Below are 18,317 nucleotides of genomic sequence, written 5' to 3' on the forward strand. Positions count from 1 at the left end.
AATAAACAGTATTAGACTGTGCAAATACACAGTACTAATATTCGGTCTTTGGGATGTAAAAATTATGCTTAGCCAATTAACTATTCAACATTTTGCCATTGTTCAATTTTTAGAATTAGAATTTCATCAAGGTATGACCACTATTACCGGTGAAACAGGTGCGGGTAAATCCATTGCCATTGACGCTCTGGGGTTATGTCTGGGGGATCGCGCCGACGCTAATATGGTCAGGGTGGGCACTGAACAGGCTGAAGTTAATGCGCGTTTTACATTAAGCGATACCCCTAAGGCAAAAAATTGGTTAGTCAATAACGACCTTGAAGATTCCCCAAGTGACAATGCAGAATGTTTATTACGCCGCGTTATCACTAAAGAAGGCCGTTCCCGTGCTTACATTAACGGCACCCCCGTGCCCCTCTCGCAGCTCAAAAGTCTGGGACAATTGCTGGTTAATATTCACGGTCAGCATGCCCACCAAAGTCTTCTCAAAAATGATATTCAACTTTCTATTATTGATGAATATGCAGGCCATCATCTTTGCTTACAAAAAGTAAAAGATACCTATCAAGGTTGGCACTTTCTGAATAAACAATTGAAGCAGCAACAACTTAACCAGCAAGAAAAACAAGCCCGAAAACAGTTGCTTGAATACCAAATTGAAGAATTAGATGCCTTTGCACTCGCCGAAAATGAGTTTCAAGAGATAGAGCAGGAGCATAAACGTTTAGCCAATAGCGGTGCTTTATTAACAACCTGCCAAATCAGCCTGTCACAATTAAGCGATGGTGAAGAATTTGATGCATTGAGCTTATTGCGTAAAAGTGTCGCCGCACTGGAGCATCAGATAGATAATGATCCATCACTGGGGTCTATTCTTACAAGCTTGCAAGAAGCTATTATTCCAATCGAAGATGCCTGTTATGAATTACGTCATTTTAGTGAAAACTTAGAACTTGACCCGGAGCATTTTCAGCAACTGGAAACGCGCATGAGTGAAGCATTATCTTTAGCGCGTAAGCATCAAATTCAACCTGAGTTTCTTTTCGAACATCATCAAAAATTAGACAAAGAATACCAGGCGTTAACTAATGTTAATGCGCAAATAGAACAACTTACGATCGACTTAGAGCAAGCAGAGCTTAATTATTTCAAGCAGGCAAATAAACTCAGTCAAAGCCGCTTACGTTACAGTAAAAAATTAAGTAAAAAGATCACCGCAAGTATTCAACAACTTAATATGGAAGAAGGCATATTCGAAGTATCCTTAACCCAATCAAGTCGCACTACCTTGAGCCCCTTAGGGATAGACAGTATTGAATTTCAAGTCGCAACCAACGCCGGGCAACCCTTGCAGGACTTAGGGAAAGTGGCTTCCGGTGGTGAATTATCACGTATTGGTTTGGCCATTCAAGTGATTATTAGCCAACGCGTTTCTACTCCAACACTGATTTTCGATGAAGTTGATGTCGGGATCAGTGGCGCTACCGCCGCCGTTGTTGGAAAATTATTACGCAGTCTGGGAGATAATACGCAAATCCTCTGTGTCACGCATTTACCTCAAGTAGCCGGTAATGGCCATCAGCAGATGTTTGTGGATAAAAAAAGTGATGGTAAAACCACTAATACCACCATGTTTAAACTAAATCCAAAGGATCGTTTAAGTGAATTAGCAAGGTTATTAGGCGGAGACCGCATCACTGAACACACCTTAGCTAATGCACAGGAATTATTAGTCCAATAAATGATTAAATAAATTAGATGAATTAGATTAGACAGTTAACCTTTGTGCGTCAGAATGTTAACTGTTTGCTTCTGCAGCCGTTGAATAATGGCTGTTTAAACTTGTATTTAGCCGCATTCATTGAAAAAACTATTATCATTATAAATTTTCGTGCTTTTTAAAAGGAGAAATGTGTAGCCGTTTTGTTTTTAAATAAAAATAAACCTGTCTTTATTTTTATGACTGTTTAGTATTATTTATTTGTATATTCATTTATCTAAGTGGTTTTATCAAATATGAAAACATTCCTGCCCTGTTTATCTCTCATCTTAATGCTTGCTGGTTGTGCGCAAATACCAACACCTCCCCCTACCGAGACTGCCGATTGGTCGGCACATCAACAACAGCTGGATGAATTGACCGACTGGTCACTCAGCGGGAAAGTGGCCATTATCACCCCAGAAGAACGTCATAGCCTAAATATTTACTGGCAACAAAGCGGAGATGATTTTCATATTACTTTAAGCAGCTTTCTCGGATCGACAATTTTAGATATAAATAAGACAGCACTTGGCACACGCATCATTGACGATAAGGGTAAAGTTTATTTTGGTAAAAATGCGCAGACATTAATTACTCAACTGTCAGGGATTGAGTTACCCGTAGATGTTTTACAGCAATGGATTAAAGGCAATCCGAGTGGTGCTGTTTATCAGCTTAATGAAAATAATCAGTTAGTCAGTCTTACCGGACAAGATAACCAAGATGACAACTGGTCTATCGATTACAACAATTATAAAACGGTTCAGCAAACAAGCTTGCCCCACCAGCTGCAGCTCAAACGTCAGGATCTACTGATAAAATTTGCAATCCGAAAATGGCTGTTAGAGAAAAGCGCCATATTTTAAATAAGAACTGCAGCTAAAACAGATAATTAACAAAATTCTGTCTCAGAGAATCACAACTTATTTACTGATATCAACATAATATTTAGCGGTTTGGTTAAATGCCGCCCGGTTGTGTCTTACATAAATTTACATAATCTAAGGCTCAAGAGAATAATCTTCTTTTCTATTAATTAATTTCTTCCAAGTCCCCCTCAGTGATCCCTGTAATAAAAGTAATTCAAGTCGTTTTTTGTGAAGAATGGCGCATTTTCTGCCAGTGACTAGTCTAGTATTTCAATGACACTCATTTTGTTTTTCACCAGTCATGGTTTTAAGGTTTAAAGCTGAGATACACGCTAAAAATTCCTAACCTGCGGAATTTCATGGCGATTCGTATGTTGCTGGTCAAAGTCATCAATCCATTAGCTTGCCTAATACATACGAGGAGAAATAACCCATGTCCTTATTATCCAAATCTGATAAGCAGCCACAAAATTTCCCGCAATACCCCGGATTAGCGACTGTCATTCATGGTAATGGCGCGGTTGCACATGTTATGGATCATGTCTGCGGTGGAGTGATTGGTTATCCAATTACCCCCTCGACAGAAATTTCTGAACTATATGAAGCATTCCGAGCACAGGGCGGGTGCAATGTTTGGGGTGAACATCCCTTTTTCTTTGAACCTGAAGGTGAACACTCTGCACAAAGTGGTGCATTAGGCGCCGCATTGACCGGCGGAAAATATATATCCAATGCATCATCTAGTCAGGGTATCCTGTACGCCTTAGAATCTCATTATGTGACGGTTGGCAAAAAGGCAGCAGGTTTTGTCCTGCATGTCGCAGCGCGCTCTGTCTCTCGCCATTCACTCAATGTAATGGCCGGCCATGATGACGTTTACGCCCTACTTTCTGCAGGTTACACCATATTATTTGCCAGCAACGCTCAAGAGGCCGCCGATTTAGCGGCCATTTCCTATCGTATCAGTGCCCTCTCTCTTATTCCGGTCGCTAATACCATGGACGGTTTTGCCACCAGCCATATTCAAAGTGAAGTGCTGCTGCCTGAACCTGAAATGCTAAAGCAGTATTTAGGCGATCCGCGCGATCGCATTACCGCGCCAACAGAAGCGCAGCGCATGCTTTATGGCGCGAAAGGACGAGTTTGGCAACTCACCCGTTTTATTGATAAATATCAGCAACAGTTTTGGCCGGAGAAGTGCCAGAATTTAAAAGACTATCTTGAGCAGTATGCCGAGCAGTTAGAAGAAGATGCTAATGGCGATCACCTCAGTGAAACCAATGAATTTGTGCCTGCCGATTTACACAAAAAATGGCGCCGTACATGGCTAAACGCCTATCAAAAAGACAGTCGTCAACGGGTACCCGCTTTAGTCGACACGCACAACCCCGGGCTGACCGGCGGCGTGCAGAATCAACCCGATTATCAAGCTGGCATAGTCGACCATCGCACCCATTTTATGAGTGATGTTCCGCAGTTTATTGAACAGGCGATGATTGAGTATGCACAATTAACCGGCCGTCAATATCAACCGGTGATGGAATTTATGTGCGCTGATGCAGAGTACCTGCTGCTTGGTTTAGGCTCTGTTACCGATGATGCCGAAGCAGTTGCCAGTTATCTGCGCACCAAGGGCCATAAAGTCGGAGTGATTGCCATTAAACAACTCCACCCCTTTCCTGAAGCACAATTAATTGAAAAACTGGCGGGTAAAAAATCCCTTACGGTGCTTGAACGTTGTGATGAAACGCGCCTTACTGAACGTGTCTCGCGGGCTTTATTTAAAGCCACTGAAAATACTGTCACCCTGCGTCACAAAGGCATTATGCCGCTCACCAATCCACCGCAGGTTAATACTGGAATCTTTGGACTCGGTGGTCACGATTTACAGCCTTGTCATCTGATCGCCGCATTTGAAAATATGTTTGCACAAAATACTAAACCTTTCTTCTATTTAGGCAGTCAGTTCTTTGCGCATCAGGCATCGGAGGCCTTAAACGATGCTCAGCAGCGTCTCCGTCAAGCCTATCCCGATACTGAATTGATGGCCTTGGAAACCGGTGAAAATCCGAACTTGCTGCCGACCAGCGCGATGCGCATCCGTTTCCATTCCGTCGGTGGTTACGGCACCATTGCAACGGGTAAACTGCTCACCGATATCCTCTCTGGTGCGCTCGGTTTACATTCCAAATCAATGCCTAAATACGGCAGCGAAAAAAGTGGCGCGCCGACTAATTTTTTCATAACGTTGTCACCTGAACCGATTAAAATAACCAACGCTGAGCTGCAGCAAGTTGATCTGGTCCTGTCACCAGACCACAAAGTCTTTATGCACACCAACCCGCTTGCAGGCCTGACCAAAAACGGCACTTTTATTCTGCAAACCTACCATACGCCGGAGCGTGTATGGCAAGAGTTACCACAAAGTGCCCGTCAATACATACGCGATAAAAATATAAATTTTTATATCGTCGATGCCTTTAAAGTTGCCCGTCAGCATGCGCCAACACCTGATTTAGAAATTAGAATGATGGGTATTGCCTTTATTGGTGCCTTGTGTGGCCATGCCAAGCAGGTGATAGAGGGGACCGATGCAGAGCAAATACTTGAACGTATTGAACGACAAATTAATAAGAAATTTAGCGCCAAAGGTGAAAAAGTGGTGGCCAGTAATATGGCGGTGATTCGTGATGGCGTACAGGCAACACAAGAAGTGTGTTACGCCGACTTCATCGATGACAAGACAATCGAAGCAGCTGCAACGCAGCAACAACACAACAAATCCAGCAACGCCAGCTGTGGTCTATTCGACCAGGCTTACTTTGATAATATTGCCGGTAAAAACTACGCCGACGGCAGTATCAGCGAAGCGCCTGTTATTCCCGGCTCTGGTATGTTTCTGCCGCCCGCGAGTGCGGTTACAAAAGACAAGGGCTTATTCCGTTTATATGTCCCAAAATTTAATCCAGACATTTGTACTGGCTGCATGGAGTGTACTATTGCCTGCCCGGACGGGGCAATTCCTAATGCAGTGCATGAACTCCACGAAATCTTAAATTTTGCCATCGGCAGGCTGACTCTGCCACCCGCACAGCTTGAACTTCTCAAGGCGCAGGTTCCTCCTATTTGTGATGGTATTCGTCAGCAATATCACAGTGCAACTAAAGGCGAATCACCCGCTTTACATGAGCTAATGGCAAGCGTTGTTGATAAAATGACTTTCACCAACCACACGCTGCAACAGCATCTGGCGGCGGTTTGTATCATCCTTGAAAATATGCCGATGAGCCGCACTAAAGCTTTTTTTGATGTTATGGAAAATGCGCTGCCGGGATCCGGTGGATTATTCAGCGTCACTATTGACCCAAGCAAATGCAGCGGCTGTATGGAATGTGTCGATGTTTGTGGCCCTAAAGCACTTGAAAAGACCCGCCAAACCACTGAACTTAACATTCGAATGCATCAACGCTTTGATACCTTCGCTGAAATGCCAAACACCCCGTCCCGCTTTATCGAACAGGCAACCCAGCCCGGGGGAGAAGCGAAACGATTATTGCTGGATCGCGATAATTACTATGCAATGAGCTCCGGTCATGGCGCTTGCCGAGGTTGTGGTGAAGTAACTGCACTGCGTTTAGTCACCTCAATCAACCGCGCGCTGCAACAACAACGCTATAATACGCATATCGATCAGTTAGAAGCTCTGATCGAACAGTTAGAGGTGAAACTTAACTCAACGGCAACTGATCCAAAAGATGCAAATAGATCTGCACGTATCAGACAAACCATCAAAACATTAGACAAACGTCTATTCCTCTTTGAACATGGCCCAACGGGCAACGGGCCGTCCGATGCCCTGATTGCCAACGCCACAGGCTGCAGCAGTGTTTACGCCTCAACCTTCCCGTCGAATCCTTATCATGATCCCTGGGTAAATAGTTTATTCCAGGATACCCCGGCGCTTGCTAAGGGTTTATTTGAAGGAGAAGTTGCCAACCAGCTTGCGCAAATTAAAGCTATCCGCAGTGCAAAATTGGATATTGGCGATCTTTATGACCCGCAAATCCATGACAATCAACTACGCTATCTTGAATGGACCCACCTTTCCGAACAAGAACTGGCGTTACTGCCAACCGTCTTCAGCATCGGAGGTGACGGTGCAACTTATGATATTGGTTTCGGTGCCCTGTCGCGCTTGCTGACCACATCGACGCCCATAAAAGTCGTGGTGCTTAATACCGGCAGTTACTCTAACACCGGTGGTCAAGCATCTACCGCAAGCTTCACGGCTCAAGACTCGGATCTTAGTCGTTTTGGCCGTGAGCACAGCGGTAAAGAGGAAGCGCGCAAAGAGTTAGGCATTATTGCAACCTTCCACCCGAAAGTGCTGGTTGTCCAAACCTCAACTGCGCTGCAGGGTCACTTTATGTCAAACTTGATGAACTACTTGAACTATCAGGATGCCCCTGCTCTGCTTGACGTATACACACCCTGCATGGGTGAACACGGTATTGCCGATGATGCCAGTACCCGCCATTCAAGATGGGCTGTTGAAAGTCGAATGAACCCTGTTTTTGTTCATGATCCGCGTAAGGGAGAAACATTAGCAGAGCGCTTTTCATTAGAAGGAAATCCTGAAATTGTGCAGGATTGGGCAATACAAACTATTACTTATAACGATCCCGACGGCATGACCCAATTAAAACAGCTGCCATTTACCCCGGCAGATTTTGCGCTGCAGGAAGGACGCTTTAAAAAACATTTCCAAGTGATCGACAGCAAACTATTCGAAAGTAATGCATCGCTCGTAGAAGTAGCAGATTACATAGTACTGAGCAGATCCGAGCGGATCGGAAAAGTGCCCTTTATCTGGTCAACGGATAAGCAGCGCCATCTTATCCAATTAAGTGTTACTGATTCTATTATTCGCCTCACGGAAGAACGTTTGCGCAATTGGCGAATGCTGCAATATATCAGCGGTCAGCACCTTGTTAAAATTGAGCAGGATCACCAACTGCAGATCAAACAATGGCAGCAACGTTATGAACAAGCTGTTGAATCCAAAGAGCAGGCAATCGACAGCATCGCCAATGGCTTAGCGGAACTGGCGATGACAGCCGATGCTTTAGCACCTTCGCAGTCTATCCCGGTTACTGAGGTAGAAGCAGCACCATCAGTAAGCAGTCCAGTAGCCAAACCCTTAGTCGTCATTCTGGATGAAGATCAACATGAATGTACTGACTGCAAAACATGTTATCAGCAATTAAGTGAATTATTTGAGAAGGTCACCATTGTCGATAACGGTGTCGCGAAGGTCGTCAGCCGGGTTATTCCAGGCGCACTGGAGAATATCGTAATAACCGATGAATTGGTTAGCCGGGCAGCTCGTATCGCCGATCAGTGTGATGCGGGAATTATCCACTTCAATGCGCCAGTAATGGTGGAGGTATCATTATGACAGCCACATTATCAGGGCCGCAACGCGACTTGTTGATGCAGCGGATGGAACAGGATCCGCAGCGCTTTCAGCGAATGATCATTGACGATAGTCAGAAGGCTATTCAAAAAATGCTCAAACAGGGCAAACTCAACGCGGCCTTTACCAAAAAACTGTGGGAGCTGTTAGTGGTGAATAATGCCCTCAGCATCGCCTTACAACGCTATCTATGGCGCGTTACCCTTAAACAAAAACGCACTTTTATCCAAGGGTTAGACGAGCACCTAAGCAAGCGTTATCCTATGTTTAAAGGCTTGTCCGAGGGCTGGCCGGGTAAAAACAATATTCCGCCTTATGTTCGGCCGGCTCTTGAGCGGCGCAAAGACTTTAATCTGGTTAATCAGGGTTATCTTGGTTACATGGGGCTGGGTTACAGTTTACGGGAAGTTGAGCTGTTTGTATGGCTCGAAGTATTGCGCGACAAACAGTGCCAGGACAGGCCCTGTGAAATAGGGATCCCACACGATAACCAGCAGGGAGAAACAACCTCCGATAATGAGGGCGGTTGTCCGGTAAAAATTCATATCCCTCAAGTATTGAATCTGATGGGAGAAGGCAAGTTTAAAGACGCCTTTGAACTTATTCGCAATGCCAACCCGCTGCCCAATGTAACGGGGCGAGTTTGTCCTCAAGAGGTGCAATGTCAGGGTTCCTGTACTCTCAAAGAACGCCCCATTGAGATCGGGCAGCTCGAATGGTTCTTACCACAACGACAACGTCAGTTGGACGGCGGTGCAGCAACGGATGCACTGCTCTGCAACCCTTGGGCAGTGGCAACTAAACCGCCGGTGGCTATCGTAGGCTCAGGCCCGTCAGGGTTGATTAACGCTTACCTGCTGGCCAAGGCGGGTTACCCTATTACGGTATTTGAAGCATTCCACGCACTCGGTGGTGTACTGCGTTACGGCATTCCCGAGTTCCGTTTACCGAATCAATTAATCGATGATGTGGTTGCCAAAATCAAAGCGCTGGGTGGCCGCTTTGTGACTAACTACATTGTCGGTAAAACCGCTACGCTTGCTGACTTAAAACGCGCAGGCTTTACGCGAATATTTGTGGGAACCGGCGCGGGTTTACCCCGCTTTATGAATATACCGGGTGAACACCTGCTCAATATCATGTCCGCTAATGAGTTTTTAACCCGGGTCAACCTGATGCATGCCAATGAAGCCGAGTATGAAACTCCCCTGCCTGAGGTAAAAGGTAAACAGGTGATGGTGCTTGGTGGTGGCAATACCGCCATGGATGCCGCCCGTACCGCTTGCCGTTTGGGCGCTAATGTAACGATAGTTTATCGCCGTACCCAGCAGGAAATGCCTGCCCGCGTTGAAGAACTGCAGCATGCACAGGAAGAGGGGATCATGCTTAAAGAGCTGCGTTCTCCCTGTGAGTTTATCGGTGATCAAAACCACGCAGTTGCCAGTAGCAAACTTGAGGTAATGACACTGGGTGAGCCCGACGCATCGGGTCGTCGTCGCCCGAAAGCCACGGGTGATACTGAGCTGATGCCCGTTGATTTAGTAATCATGGCGCTCGGTAATAGCTCCAATCCGATAGTCAAAGATGCAGAGCCCGATTTACAAACATCTAAATGGGGCACAGTATTGCTTAATAAAGACTCACAACAAACCTCCTTAAGCGGTATTTACAGTGGCGGTGATGCAACCCGCGGGGGGTCGACTGCGATTAAAGCCGCGGGTGATGGCCAGGCTGCAGCCAAAGAAATTATGCAGGATGCACATTTCAATCCGAAAGAAGTGCTCAATCTTGTGACGCAAGCCAGTCGCTATACAGACCTGGCGCAAACCCGCGCTGAAATTGTTAAACGCACTCAATTAACCGCTGGTGTTGTGGAATTCACCATCAAAGCGCCCTTAATTGCAAAGTCAGCCAAAGCCGGTCAGTTTGTCCGTCTGTTAGCCGATGATAAGGGGGAACTGATCCCTCTAACTCTGGCTGACTGGAACGAAAGTGACGGTACTATTATGCTGGTCATTCAAGGTCTGGGTAGCAGCTCAAAAATCATCAACAAAATGCGAGTCGGAGATTGTTTTGCGGCTATTGCGGGTCCGCTTGGTCAGGCAAGTCATCTGCTCAAACATCCAGATAATCAACGGATCATCTTCACCGCCGGCGGGGTCGGATTACCTGCGGTATACCCGATTGTGCGCGCGCATCTTGAAACAGGTAACAAGGTCACCCTGATAGCAGGGTTCAGAGGGTTGGATTTTTGCTTTTGGACAGAAAAAGACGGCCGTATTGAAACCCTGCGCCGCCAATACCCGGATCAGCTTGAAGTCATTTATACAAGTAACGATGGCTCATTTGGCATTAAAGGCTTTGTCACTATGCCCCTTGAAGAGATGTTAATCAGTCATAGGGACGGTATCGGAGAGCCTATTGTCATTGCTCAAGTCATTACTATTGGTCCGCCAATGATGATGCGCGCAGTGAGTGATTTAACGCGAGATTATAATGTGCCCTGTATGGCCAGCCTTAACTCGATCATGGTCGACGCAACGGGAATGTGCGGGGCGTGTATGGTACCGGTCATGGAAGATGGCAAACTGATCCGTAAGCATGCCTGCATTGATGGTCCGGAAATAAACAGCCATGTTATCGACTGGGATAAGTTCTTACCGCGGTTTAATCAATTTAAAGTGCAGGAACATCAGAGCGAAATCGATCATCACTTAATCGATGAGTAATGCATCTTCTGAAGACAGTTGTAATATCTGCAAGCTAACTCTTCGACCAACAAGGTCGACCTTTAAAGAGTTAGCTTTATTCTTTTCATCTAAGCTGCGCTAAAGCGATCAGGGAAAACAGAATTAAAACTTATTCTGTTCTGAGCTGTATTTATAAGCCATAAATCGCTACTATCTGCTCTTTAAAATAACGTCCTTAACGATAATCATTGCCAGACAGAGATATGACGCATGACAAAGACTGAAACTATTCGTTGGCCTGCTCCCGCTAAACTTAACCTGTTTTTATATATAACCGGTCGGCGAGAAGACGGTTATCATGAATTACAAACGCTATTCCAATTTATCGACCGATGCGATTATTTAACTGTCACGCCAAATCTCTCCGGAAAAATTACCCTCTCCCCAGACATCGAAGGTTTACCATTAGAAAATAATCTAATCTATAAAGCCGCCATGAGGTTAAAAGCCCATACGGCAGAGATCAACGGGGCGCACATTAATCTGGAAAAGAATTTACCTATGGGCGGAGGACTTGGTGGAGGGTCATCCGATGCCGCCACAACCCTGACTGCATTAAATTATCACTGGAATGTCAATTTTACAAAAAACAAACTGGCAGAAATTGGAGTTTCATTGGGGGCTGACATACCTGTTTTTATATTTGGCCAAGCTGCGATAGCAGAAGGCATAGGTGAAAAATTAAGTCCGGCTTCGCCCGCAGAGCAGAGTTATCTGATTGCTGTGCCTGATTGCCATATTTCAACAGCTGCCGTTTTTCGAGCAAGTGACCTGATTCGCAATACAAAAAAAAGAACACATTTGCAGTTAATAAATCAAAATTGGCTGAACGACTGCCAGCCCTACGTGAAAAAAAAATATCCTAAGGTTGCCAAGGTTATACAGTGGTTGGTAGAATACGCACCTACTCAGTTGACTGGCACTGGTGCATGTGTTTTTAGCACATTTAACAGTATTCATGAAGCTAAAATTGTGTTAAATAACACTCCTGACTGGTTAGCAGCATTTACCGCAAAAGGATTGAATAATTCTCCATTAAACGAATTATTAGCAACACTTAAATAAAATTTATTAATTGCGTCAAAGTAATTAATAACAAAAGTTAATTAGCATTATTGCTTTTTAACACACACCCATCAGGATTACAGAGGTCCTCACAGTGCCAAATATGAAACTATTTTCAGGTAACGCGACACCCGATCTAGCCCAGAGAGTTGCAGATCGTCTTTTCATTAAACTAGGAAATGCGGATGTTGGGCGCTTTAGCGATGGCGAAATCCACGTGCAAATTAATGAAAACGTACGTGGTGATGATATTTTTATCGTACAATCGACCTGTGCACCAACCAATGATAATTTAATGGAATTAATCGTTATGATTGACGCATTTCGTCGTGCATCAGCCGGACGTATTACGGCTGTTATTCCTTATTTTGGTTATGCCCGCCAAGATCGCAGAGTGCGCTCCAGTCGTGTGCCGATCACCGCAAAAGTGGTTGCAGATTTCTTGTCCAATGTCGGTGTAGACCGTGTATTGACTGTAGATCTACATGCAGAGCAAATTCAAGGGTTTTTTGATGTGCCTGTGGATAATGTATTTGGCAGCTCGGTGCTTCTTGAAGATATGTTAGAGAAGAAACTGGATAATCCAATGATTGTGTCCCCTGATATCGGTGGTGTTGTGCGTGCACGTGCACATGCAAAATTACTCGATGATGCCGATTTGGCAATCATCGACAAACGTCGTCCAAAAGCAAACGTTGCACAAGTAATGAACCTAATCGGTGATGTTGAAGGACGTAACTGTATTATCGTTGATGATATGATAGATACCGGCGGTACATTGTGCCAGGCAGCCTTAGCGCTTAAAGAACGTGGTGCAACCTCTGTTTACGCTTATGCTACGCATCCGGTGTTCTCTGGAAAAGCCGCTGAAAATATCAAAAACTCTGTTATTGATGAATTTATTGTTACTGATTCAATTCCACTTTCAGCAGAAATCATTGCAACCGGTAAAGTTAAGCAGTTAACCTTAAGTGGTATGCTGGCTGAAGCAATTCGTCGCGTAAGTAACGAAGAATCAATTTCGGCAATGTTCCACTAATCTCTGTATATTCCGCTATTAACAACTGTTAAGTTAGCCTTTTTAACCTTTGTTAATTGCCTTGCAGCATAAAAAAGACTTCATGGTCTTACCATGAAGTCTTTTTCGATCGCGAAATTAGTTTTAATGTTGTACAAAATCATTCGGGCACGCTATTATGGCGCGCCTTTTTTATCCGCAGTTTAAAACTGTCGATAAGGTGGTTTTATCTGGTCGCAAGATGAAACCTATTTTAAATTTGAGGAACTTTATAACAGTATCCTCTCTATTGGAGTTATACCATGTCTATTAAATTAACAGCAACAACCCGTACAGACCTAGGGAAAGGTGCGAGCCGCCGCCTGCGTCATGCGGATCTAGTACCAGCAATCGTATACGGAGCTAATAAAGAAGCAGTTTCTCTTACTTTTACACATAAAGAAATCAGCAAAGCAGAAGGTATTGAATCGTTCTACTCTTCAATATTAAATCTGGAAATTGATGGTGTTTCTGAGCAAGTAGTGCTTAAAGACTTACAACGTCATGCTTTTAAAGAACGCATTCAACATTTAGATCTACTGCGTGTTGATGCAAAACATAAACTTCACACAACAGTTCCTCTGCACTTCATCAACGAAGATATTACAGAAGCTGTTAAAAATGGTGGCGTAGTTTACCGCTCTATTAACGACATTGAAGTTCTATGTCTACCTGCAGATCTACCTTCATTCATTGAAGTAGATATCTCTAAAATGGAAATTGGTGATACATTACATCTTTCTGATATCCTACTTCCTGCTAACGTTGAGTCTGTTGCACTTAATAAAGGCGAAGAATACAACGTTCCTATGGTTTCAATTGCAGTTTCTAAAACAGCTCCGACTGAAGAAGATGAAGCAGAAGCCGCAGCAGCAGTAGCAGCAGCAGAAGCACCAACTGCAGAATAATAGTGTCAGTTACTATTAAATTGCTTGTGGGCCTGGCTAATCCAGGCCCCGAATATGCACAAACCAGACACAATGCAGGACAATGGGTTGTAGAACGGTTCGCCTCTCAAGAAAACATTCAACTTAAAGCCGAAGCTAAATTTTACGGCCTAACGGGCAGAATTCAGTTTGCCGGTAATGACCTGCGTCTTCTTGTTCCAACTACCTTTATGAATCTCAGCGGAAAATCCGTTGCTGCTATGGCGAATTTCTATCGCATTAAACCTGAAGAGATCCTCATTGCACACGATGAGCTGGATCTGCTTCCCGGTATAGCAAAGTTTAAATTAGGTGGCGGTCATGGTGGACATAACGGTTTAAAAGATATTATCTCCAAACTGGGGAATGATAAGAATTTCTATCGCCTGCGCATTGGCATCGGTCACCCGGGTGACAAAAACAGAGTCAGTGGTTATGTGCTCGGCAAAGCGCCCAGTAGCGAACAAAACTTAATTGACCAAAGTATTGATGAAGCAGCACGTTGCACCCAAATTTTAGGGCTGGACGGACTCGCAAAAGCGATGAATCGCTTACACAGTTTTAAAGCAGAAAAATAATCCGCTTAACACCCCGCAATCAACACAAATAACTAACAAAATAGGATACAAATCATGGGTTTCAAATGTGGCATAGTCGGTTTACCCAATGTTGGTAAATCAACATTATTTAACGCGTTAACAAAAGCGGGCATTGAAGCTGCTAACTTTCCATTTTGTACGATTGAGCCTAATACGGGTATCGTGCCGGTACCGGATCATCGCCTGGATGAATTAGCTAAAATTGTTAACCCGCAGCGCGTTTTACCAACAACAATGGAATTTGTTGATATCGCAGGTTTAGTTGAAGGCGCTTCTAAAGGTGAAGGGCTGGGTAATAAATTTCTCGCAAATATTCGTGAAACAGATGCCATTGGCCACGTTGTACGTTGCTTCCAAGATGACAACATTGTTCACGTTTCCGGTAAAATCGATCCTAAAGACGATATTGATATTATCAATACAGAGCTGGCATTGGCCGACTTAGAAAGTTGTGAGCGCATTCTTTTACGTCTCACCAAAAAAGCCAAAAGTGGCGACAAAGATGCCAAATTTGAAGTGCCTGTATTGGAAAAAATAAAAGCACATCTTGAAGCCGACGGTTTAGTGCGCGGGCTTGAATTAACGACAGAAGAAAAAGCCGCGGTTGCCTACCTTAACTTTCTGACCGGTAAACCGACCATGTACATTGCCAATGTCAGTGAAGATGGTTTTGAAAATAACCCGTACTTAGATATTGTCCGTGAAATCGCCGAAAAAGAAGGTTCAGTAGTGGTGCCTGTTTGTGCTGCCATTGAATCTGAAATCGCCGAGCTTGATGAAGAAGACAAAAAAGAATTCCTTGAGGGAATTGGTCAGGAAGAAGCTGGCTTAAACCGTGTGATCAACAGCGGCTATCAATTATTGCATTTACAAACCTACTTTACCGCAGGTGTTAAAGAAGTGCGTGCCTGGACGGTTAAAGTCGGTGCAACAGCACCCCAGGCAGCGGGTGTTATCCACACTGATTTTGAGCGTGGTTTTATCCGTGCAGAGATTATCAGTTATGATGACTTTATTGCATGCAAAGGCGAAGCCGGTGCTAAAGAAGCGGGTAAATGGCGTTTGGAAGGTAAAAACTACGTGACAAAAGACGGTGATGTTATCCATTTCCGCTTTAACGTTTAACGCTATAATTTATCTTTAAAAGGCAACTTCTTATCATTAAAAGGCAACTTCTTATCATTAAAAGGCAACTTCGGTTGCCTTTTTGATAGCACTTTAAATGGTCTTTTATTTTTAATTAATCACTACAAATAGTTATTTTCACACCTTTATTCTGCAATAACTTCAGTTCCTTCGGATTCGATTCTGAATCAGTCACCAACACATCTAATTTGTTACTGTCACAAATTTTATAAGTCGCCACCTTCCCGAGTTTAAAGGCGGATCCTAAACTAATAACCAACTCAGATTGTTCAATGATTGCGGCTAATGTTTCAGCTTCGTCTAAACGATTAATGGTCAAGCCTTGACTTGGGTGTAACGCGTGAACGCCTAAGAAACAGACATCAAAATGAATTTTCCTGAGCATCGCATTGGTTGTCGCGCCAAGCGCCATCACCGCAGATTTAGATACTTTACCGCCTAATAAAATTAATTCGATATTATTATGATGCATTAATTTAGTGGCAACCAAAGGGCTTGGCGTGACCACGGTAAAATTAAAATGAGTCGGTAAATTCATGGCTAACTGCAAACAGGTCGTGCCCGAGTCAATCAGAATCGTTTGCTCAGCTTGAATAAAGGGAATGGCAGCCAATGCAACACGCTTTTTTAGAGGATCAACTTCATCCTGGCGATCCCGATACTCTTGAAATTCCTGCTGCAGCGGCAATGCCCCGCCATGCACCCTGCGCAACTTTTTAAGCTCATCTAATTGTTTTAAATCACGACGGATTGTATCTTCAGAGACCTGCAGGGTTTGACTTAATCCGGCGGCATAAACCCGGCCTAACTGGCTGATCAAATCTAATATTTTCTCATGCCTTTCTTGTTGTAACATATTTTTTCCTCGATATTTATTGCCTAATTTTATTTTTCAGTCTATAGCGAATTGATACTGTCCGCGTTATATAACCGTCAATCGCTATTTGCAGGCGGCAACTCTGTCTCTCTTTCCCATGCCCGCTGATGGTATAGGTAGAGTTGATTTGATCCTAAATAGTTTACTTTAACGGCATTGATATCATCATAAAAACCTTTATTGAAAACAAAAGCACTTTTTAACAAAGGCAAGGTTAGCCAGCTTGTTGGTACCGAAAGTTCTGTTGTTTTTTGTAAACGTGTACTGGCACTAGCGCCTAATTTTGTGGAAATGGTCCAGCCCCACTCACCAAATGAAGGTACATTTTGATGGTATTGCTCCACAAAGGGAAATTTAGCTTCTTTTAGGGTTTTAGCGATTGATATAAAAGCATTTTTAGCATGAAATGGCGATGTGGACTGGATTGCTATCGCGCCATCCCCATTTAGCAAATGGTTAAGCCGGTAATAAAAATTAACGCTGTAAAGCTTGTTTAAATCCGGGTGACTGGGATCCGGCAGATCAATAATAATCACATCAAAAATTCGTTTATTCTGTAATAACTTATCAATGGTTATAAATGCATCATCATTAATAACGGTGACCCGTTTATCATTAAAGCTGTTTTCAGTTAACCCGCTAATTTTGTTTGCTAAATAAGGTGGTAGTTCAGCTTCGGGAGATTTAAATAATCCAACTAACTTTTCATCCAAATCAATTAATGTGACCTGCTCGGGCTGCCATTTTAACACCTCGCGCACCGCCAAACCGTCACCTCCGCCAATAATCAATATCTTATTGTGATGTGCTGCGGCCTGCATCACGGGATGCACTAAAAACTCATGGTAAATTTTTTCATCCAGACTGGAAAATTGTAAGCGTCCGTTAATATAAAAATTATAAATGGGCTCAAGATTGCCGCCTAAATTACGCTGCGTAAATACCAAATTTTGATAAGGCGTTTGGGTTTGATAAACGACCTTATCTTGATACAGAAGATTCTGCATTTGTTGCTGCCAATGACCACCATAGTGGAACACCAGCAACACTAAAATAGTTAACAGTGCATGTCCCAGCAACAGTTTTTTTATGTGCCTTAAATAGTGCTTAAAGCGGATCAGAAAAACAAACCCGGCCACTAAATTCAGAGAAGCTGTGAGCGCGGCAGCCTGGCTGATTTCAATGCGCAGCATAAACAACACCCAAATCGCTGCACCAAAACCCGCTCCAATATAATCAGCCCCATAAATCGTCCCGGCGTTATGGGCTAAATGATGCCCGTATACGGTTTCGCGAATGCGCGCAATAAGCGGGATCTCCATGCCGATCAAAAAACCCAGCAGAAAGGCAAAAAAGTAAGGTAATTGTATGCTCAACCAGTTTAGTTGGGCAATGATTCCCCCCTCGGGTCTTGTGTCCATGGGAATTTGATAGGTTTCAGCCAGAAGATGCGGTAAGGTCTGCCCAAAGCCGATAACAGAGGCGATAAACAAGGTCGCACAACAACCAATCAACGCAACCGCTAACTCTAAAATAACAAAACCCTGAAAGGCGTTGGATATTTTTTTGGCGGCAAAGGCGCCCAGCCCCATTGATACAATCATAATACCAATAATCGCATAAATAACGGTTTCAACACTGCCGAGAATACGCGCGGAATAATGAGAAAGCAGATACTCATAAATCAGACCGCAGCAGGCCAGTACCGCCATGATTAATATCAACAGACTGTCATCGATCAGGAGTCTTAATTTTTTTGAGTGGACCATTTTTTTCTCTAACAGGGATAA

At 43.9% G+C, this 18,317-nt stretch carries 11 protein-coding genes; 9 read left to right on the top strand and 2 right to left on the bottom strand.

Annotated elements, in window-relative coordinates; genetic code table 11:
* Positions 1-64 precede the first annotated feature (64 nt).
* From recN to ychF, 9 genes are all read left to right on the top strand, one after another.
* Positions 65-1,741: a DNA repair protein RecN gene (recN, locus tag ACJAZP_RS07700; protein ID WP_415230157.1), complete on the top strand. Its 1,677-nt coding sequence runs from the start codon at positions 65-67 to the stop codon at positions 1,739-1,741.
* Between the two features lie 275 nt (positions 1,742-2,016).
* Positions 2,017-2,628, top strand: a complete 612-nt coding sequence (lolB, locus tag ACJAZP_RS07705; protein ID WP_415230158.1) for a lipoprotein insertase outer membrane protein LolB — start codon at positions 2,017-2,019, stop codon at positions 2,626-2,628.
* Between the two features lie 436 nt (positions 2,629-3,064).
* On the top strand, positions 3,065-8,089 hold the full coding sequence (locus ACJAZP_RS07710; protein ID WP_415230159.1) for a 2-oxoacid:acceptor oxidoreductase family protein: 5,025 nt from the start codon (positions 3,065-3,067) through the stop codon (positions 8,087-8,089).
* Positions 8,086-10,836, top strand: coding sequence for a sulfide/dihydroorotate dehydrogenase-like FAD/NAD-binding protein (locus ACJAZP_RS07715; protein WP_415230160.1), 2,751 nt, complete (start codon positions 8,086-8,088; stop codon positions 10,834-10,836). Before ACJAZP_RS07710 ends, ACJAZP_RS07715 begins: the two co-directional genes overlap by 4 nt.
* A 231-nt stretch (positions 10,837-11,067) precedes the next feature.
* On the top strand, positions 11,068-11,922 hold the full coding sequence (gene ispE, locus ACJAZP_RS07720; protein WP_415230161.1) for a 4-(cytidine 5'-diphospho)-2-C-methyl-D-erythritol kinase: 855 nt from the start codon (positions 11,068-11,070) through the stop codon (positions 11,920-11,922).
* A 94-nt stretch (positions 11,923-12,016) separates the two neighbouring features.
* The gene (locus ACJAZP_RS07725) at positions 12,017-12,961 is read left to right on the top strand and encodes a ribose-phosphate pyrophosphokinase (protein WP_415230162.1); all 945 of its coding nucleotides are present in this window, start codon (positions 12,017-12,019) and stop codon (positions 12,959-12,961) included.
* A gap of 281 nt (positions 12,962-13,242) precedes the next feature.
* Positions 13,243-13,887, top strand: a complete 645-nt coding sequence (locus tag ACJAZP_RS07730) for a 50S ribosomal protein L25/general stress protein Ctc (protein ID WP_415230163.1) — start codon at positions 13,243-13,245, stop codon at positions 13,885-13,887.
* 2 nt (positions 13,888-13,889) lie between these two features.
* On the top strand, positions 13,890-14,483 hold the full coding sequence (pth, locus tag ACJAZP_RS07735) for an aminoacyl-tRNA hydrolase (RefSeq protein ID WP_415230164.1): 594 nt from the start codon (positions 13,890-13,892) through the stop codon (positions 14,481-14,483).
* A 54-nt stretch (positions 14,484-14,537) separates the two neighbouring features.
* A complete protein-coding gene (gene ychF, locus ACJAZP_RS07740) occupies positions 14,538-15,629 on the top strand; it encodes a redox-regulated ATPase YchF (protein WP_415230165.1) in 1,092 nt (363 codons plus the stop codon).
* Between the two features lie 115 nt (positions 15,630-15,744).
* Here ychF and ACJAZP_RS07745 read toward each other — a convergent pair whose 3' ends face one another.
* Positions 15,745-16,506, bottom strand: coding sequence for a DeoR/GlpR family DNA-binding transcription regulator (locus ACJAZP_RS07745; protein WP_415230166.1), 762 nt, complete (start codon positions 16,504-16,506; stop codon positions 15,745-15,747).
* A gap of 77 nt (positions 16,507-16,583) precedes the next feature.
* Positions 16,584-18,296, bottom strand: coding sequence for a polyamine aminopropyltransferase (locus tag ACJAZP_RS07750; RefSeq protein ID WP_415230167.1), 1,713 nt, complete (start codon positions 18,294-18,296; stop codon positions 16,584-16,586).
* Positions 18,297-18,317 lie beyond the last annotated feature (21 nt).

The sequence above is a fragment of the Psychromonas sp. genome, from assembly GCF_047632955.1.
In the GTDB taxonomy this organism is placed as follows: domain Bacteria; phylum Pseudomonadota; class Gammaproteobacteria; order Enterobacterales; family Psychromonadaceae; genus Psychromonas.

What these genes read in the sequence shown, in the direction of transcription:
- recN (WP_415230157.1), top strand. Translation starts at nt 65, where the DNA reads ATGCTTAGCCAATTAACTATTCAACATTTTGCCATTGTTCAATTTTTA.
- lolB (WP_415230158.1), top strand. Translation starts at nt 2,017, where the DNA reads ATGAAAACATTCCTGCCCTGTTTATCTCTCATCTTAATGCTTGCTGGT.
- ACJAZP_RS07710 (WP_415230159.1), top strand. Translation starts at nt 3,065, where the DNA reads ATGTCCTTATTATCCAAATCTGATAAGCAGCCACAAAATTTCCCGCAA.
- ACJAZP_RS07715 (WP_415230160.1), top strand. Translation starts at nt 8,086, where the DNA reads ATGACAGCCACATTATCAGGGCCGCAACGCGACTTGTTGATGCAGCGG.
- ispE (WP_415230161.1), top strand. Translation starts at nt 11,068, where the DNA reads ATGACAAAGACTGAAACTATTCGTTGGCCTGCTCCCGCTAAACTTAAC.
- ACJAZP_RS07730 (WP_415230163.1), top strand. Translation starts at nt 13,243, where the DNA reads ATGTCTATTAAATTAACAGCAACAACCCGTACAGACCTAGGGAAAGGT.
- ychF (WP_415230165.1), top strand. Translation starts at nt 14,538, where the DNA reads ATGGGTTTCAAATGTGGCATAGTCGGTTTACCCAATGTTGGTAAATCA.
- ACJAZP_RS07745 (WP_415230166.1), bottom strand. Translation starts at nt 16,506, where the DNA reads ATGTTACAACAAGAAAGGCATGAGAAAATATTAGATTTGATCAGCCAG.
- ACJAZP_RS07750 (WP_415230167.1), bottom strand. Translation starts at nt 18,296, where the DNA reads ATGGTCCACTCAAAAAAATTAAGACTCCTGATCGATGACAGTCTGTTG.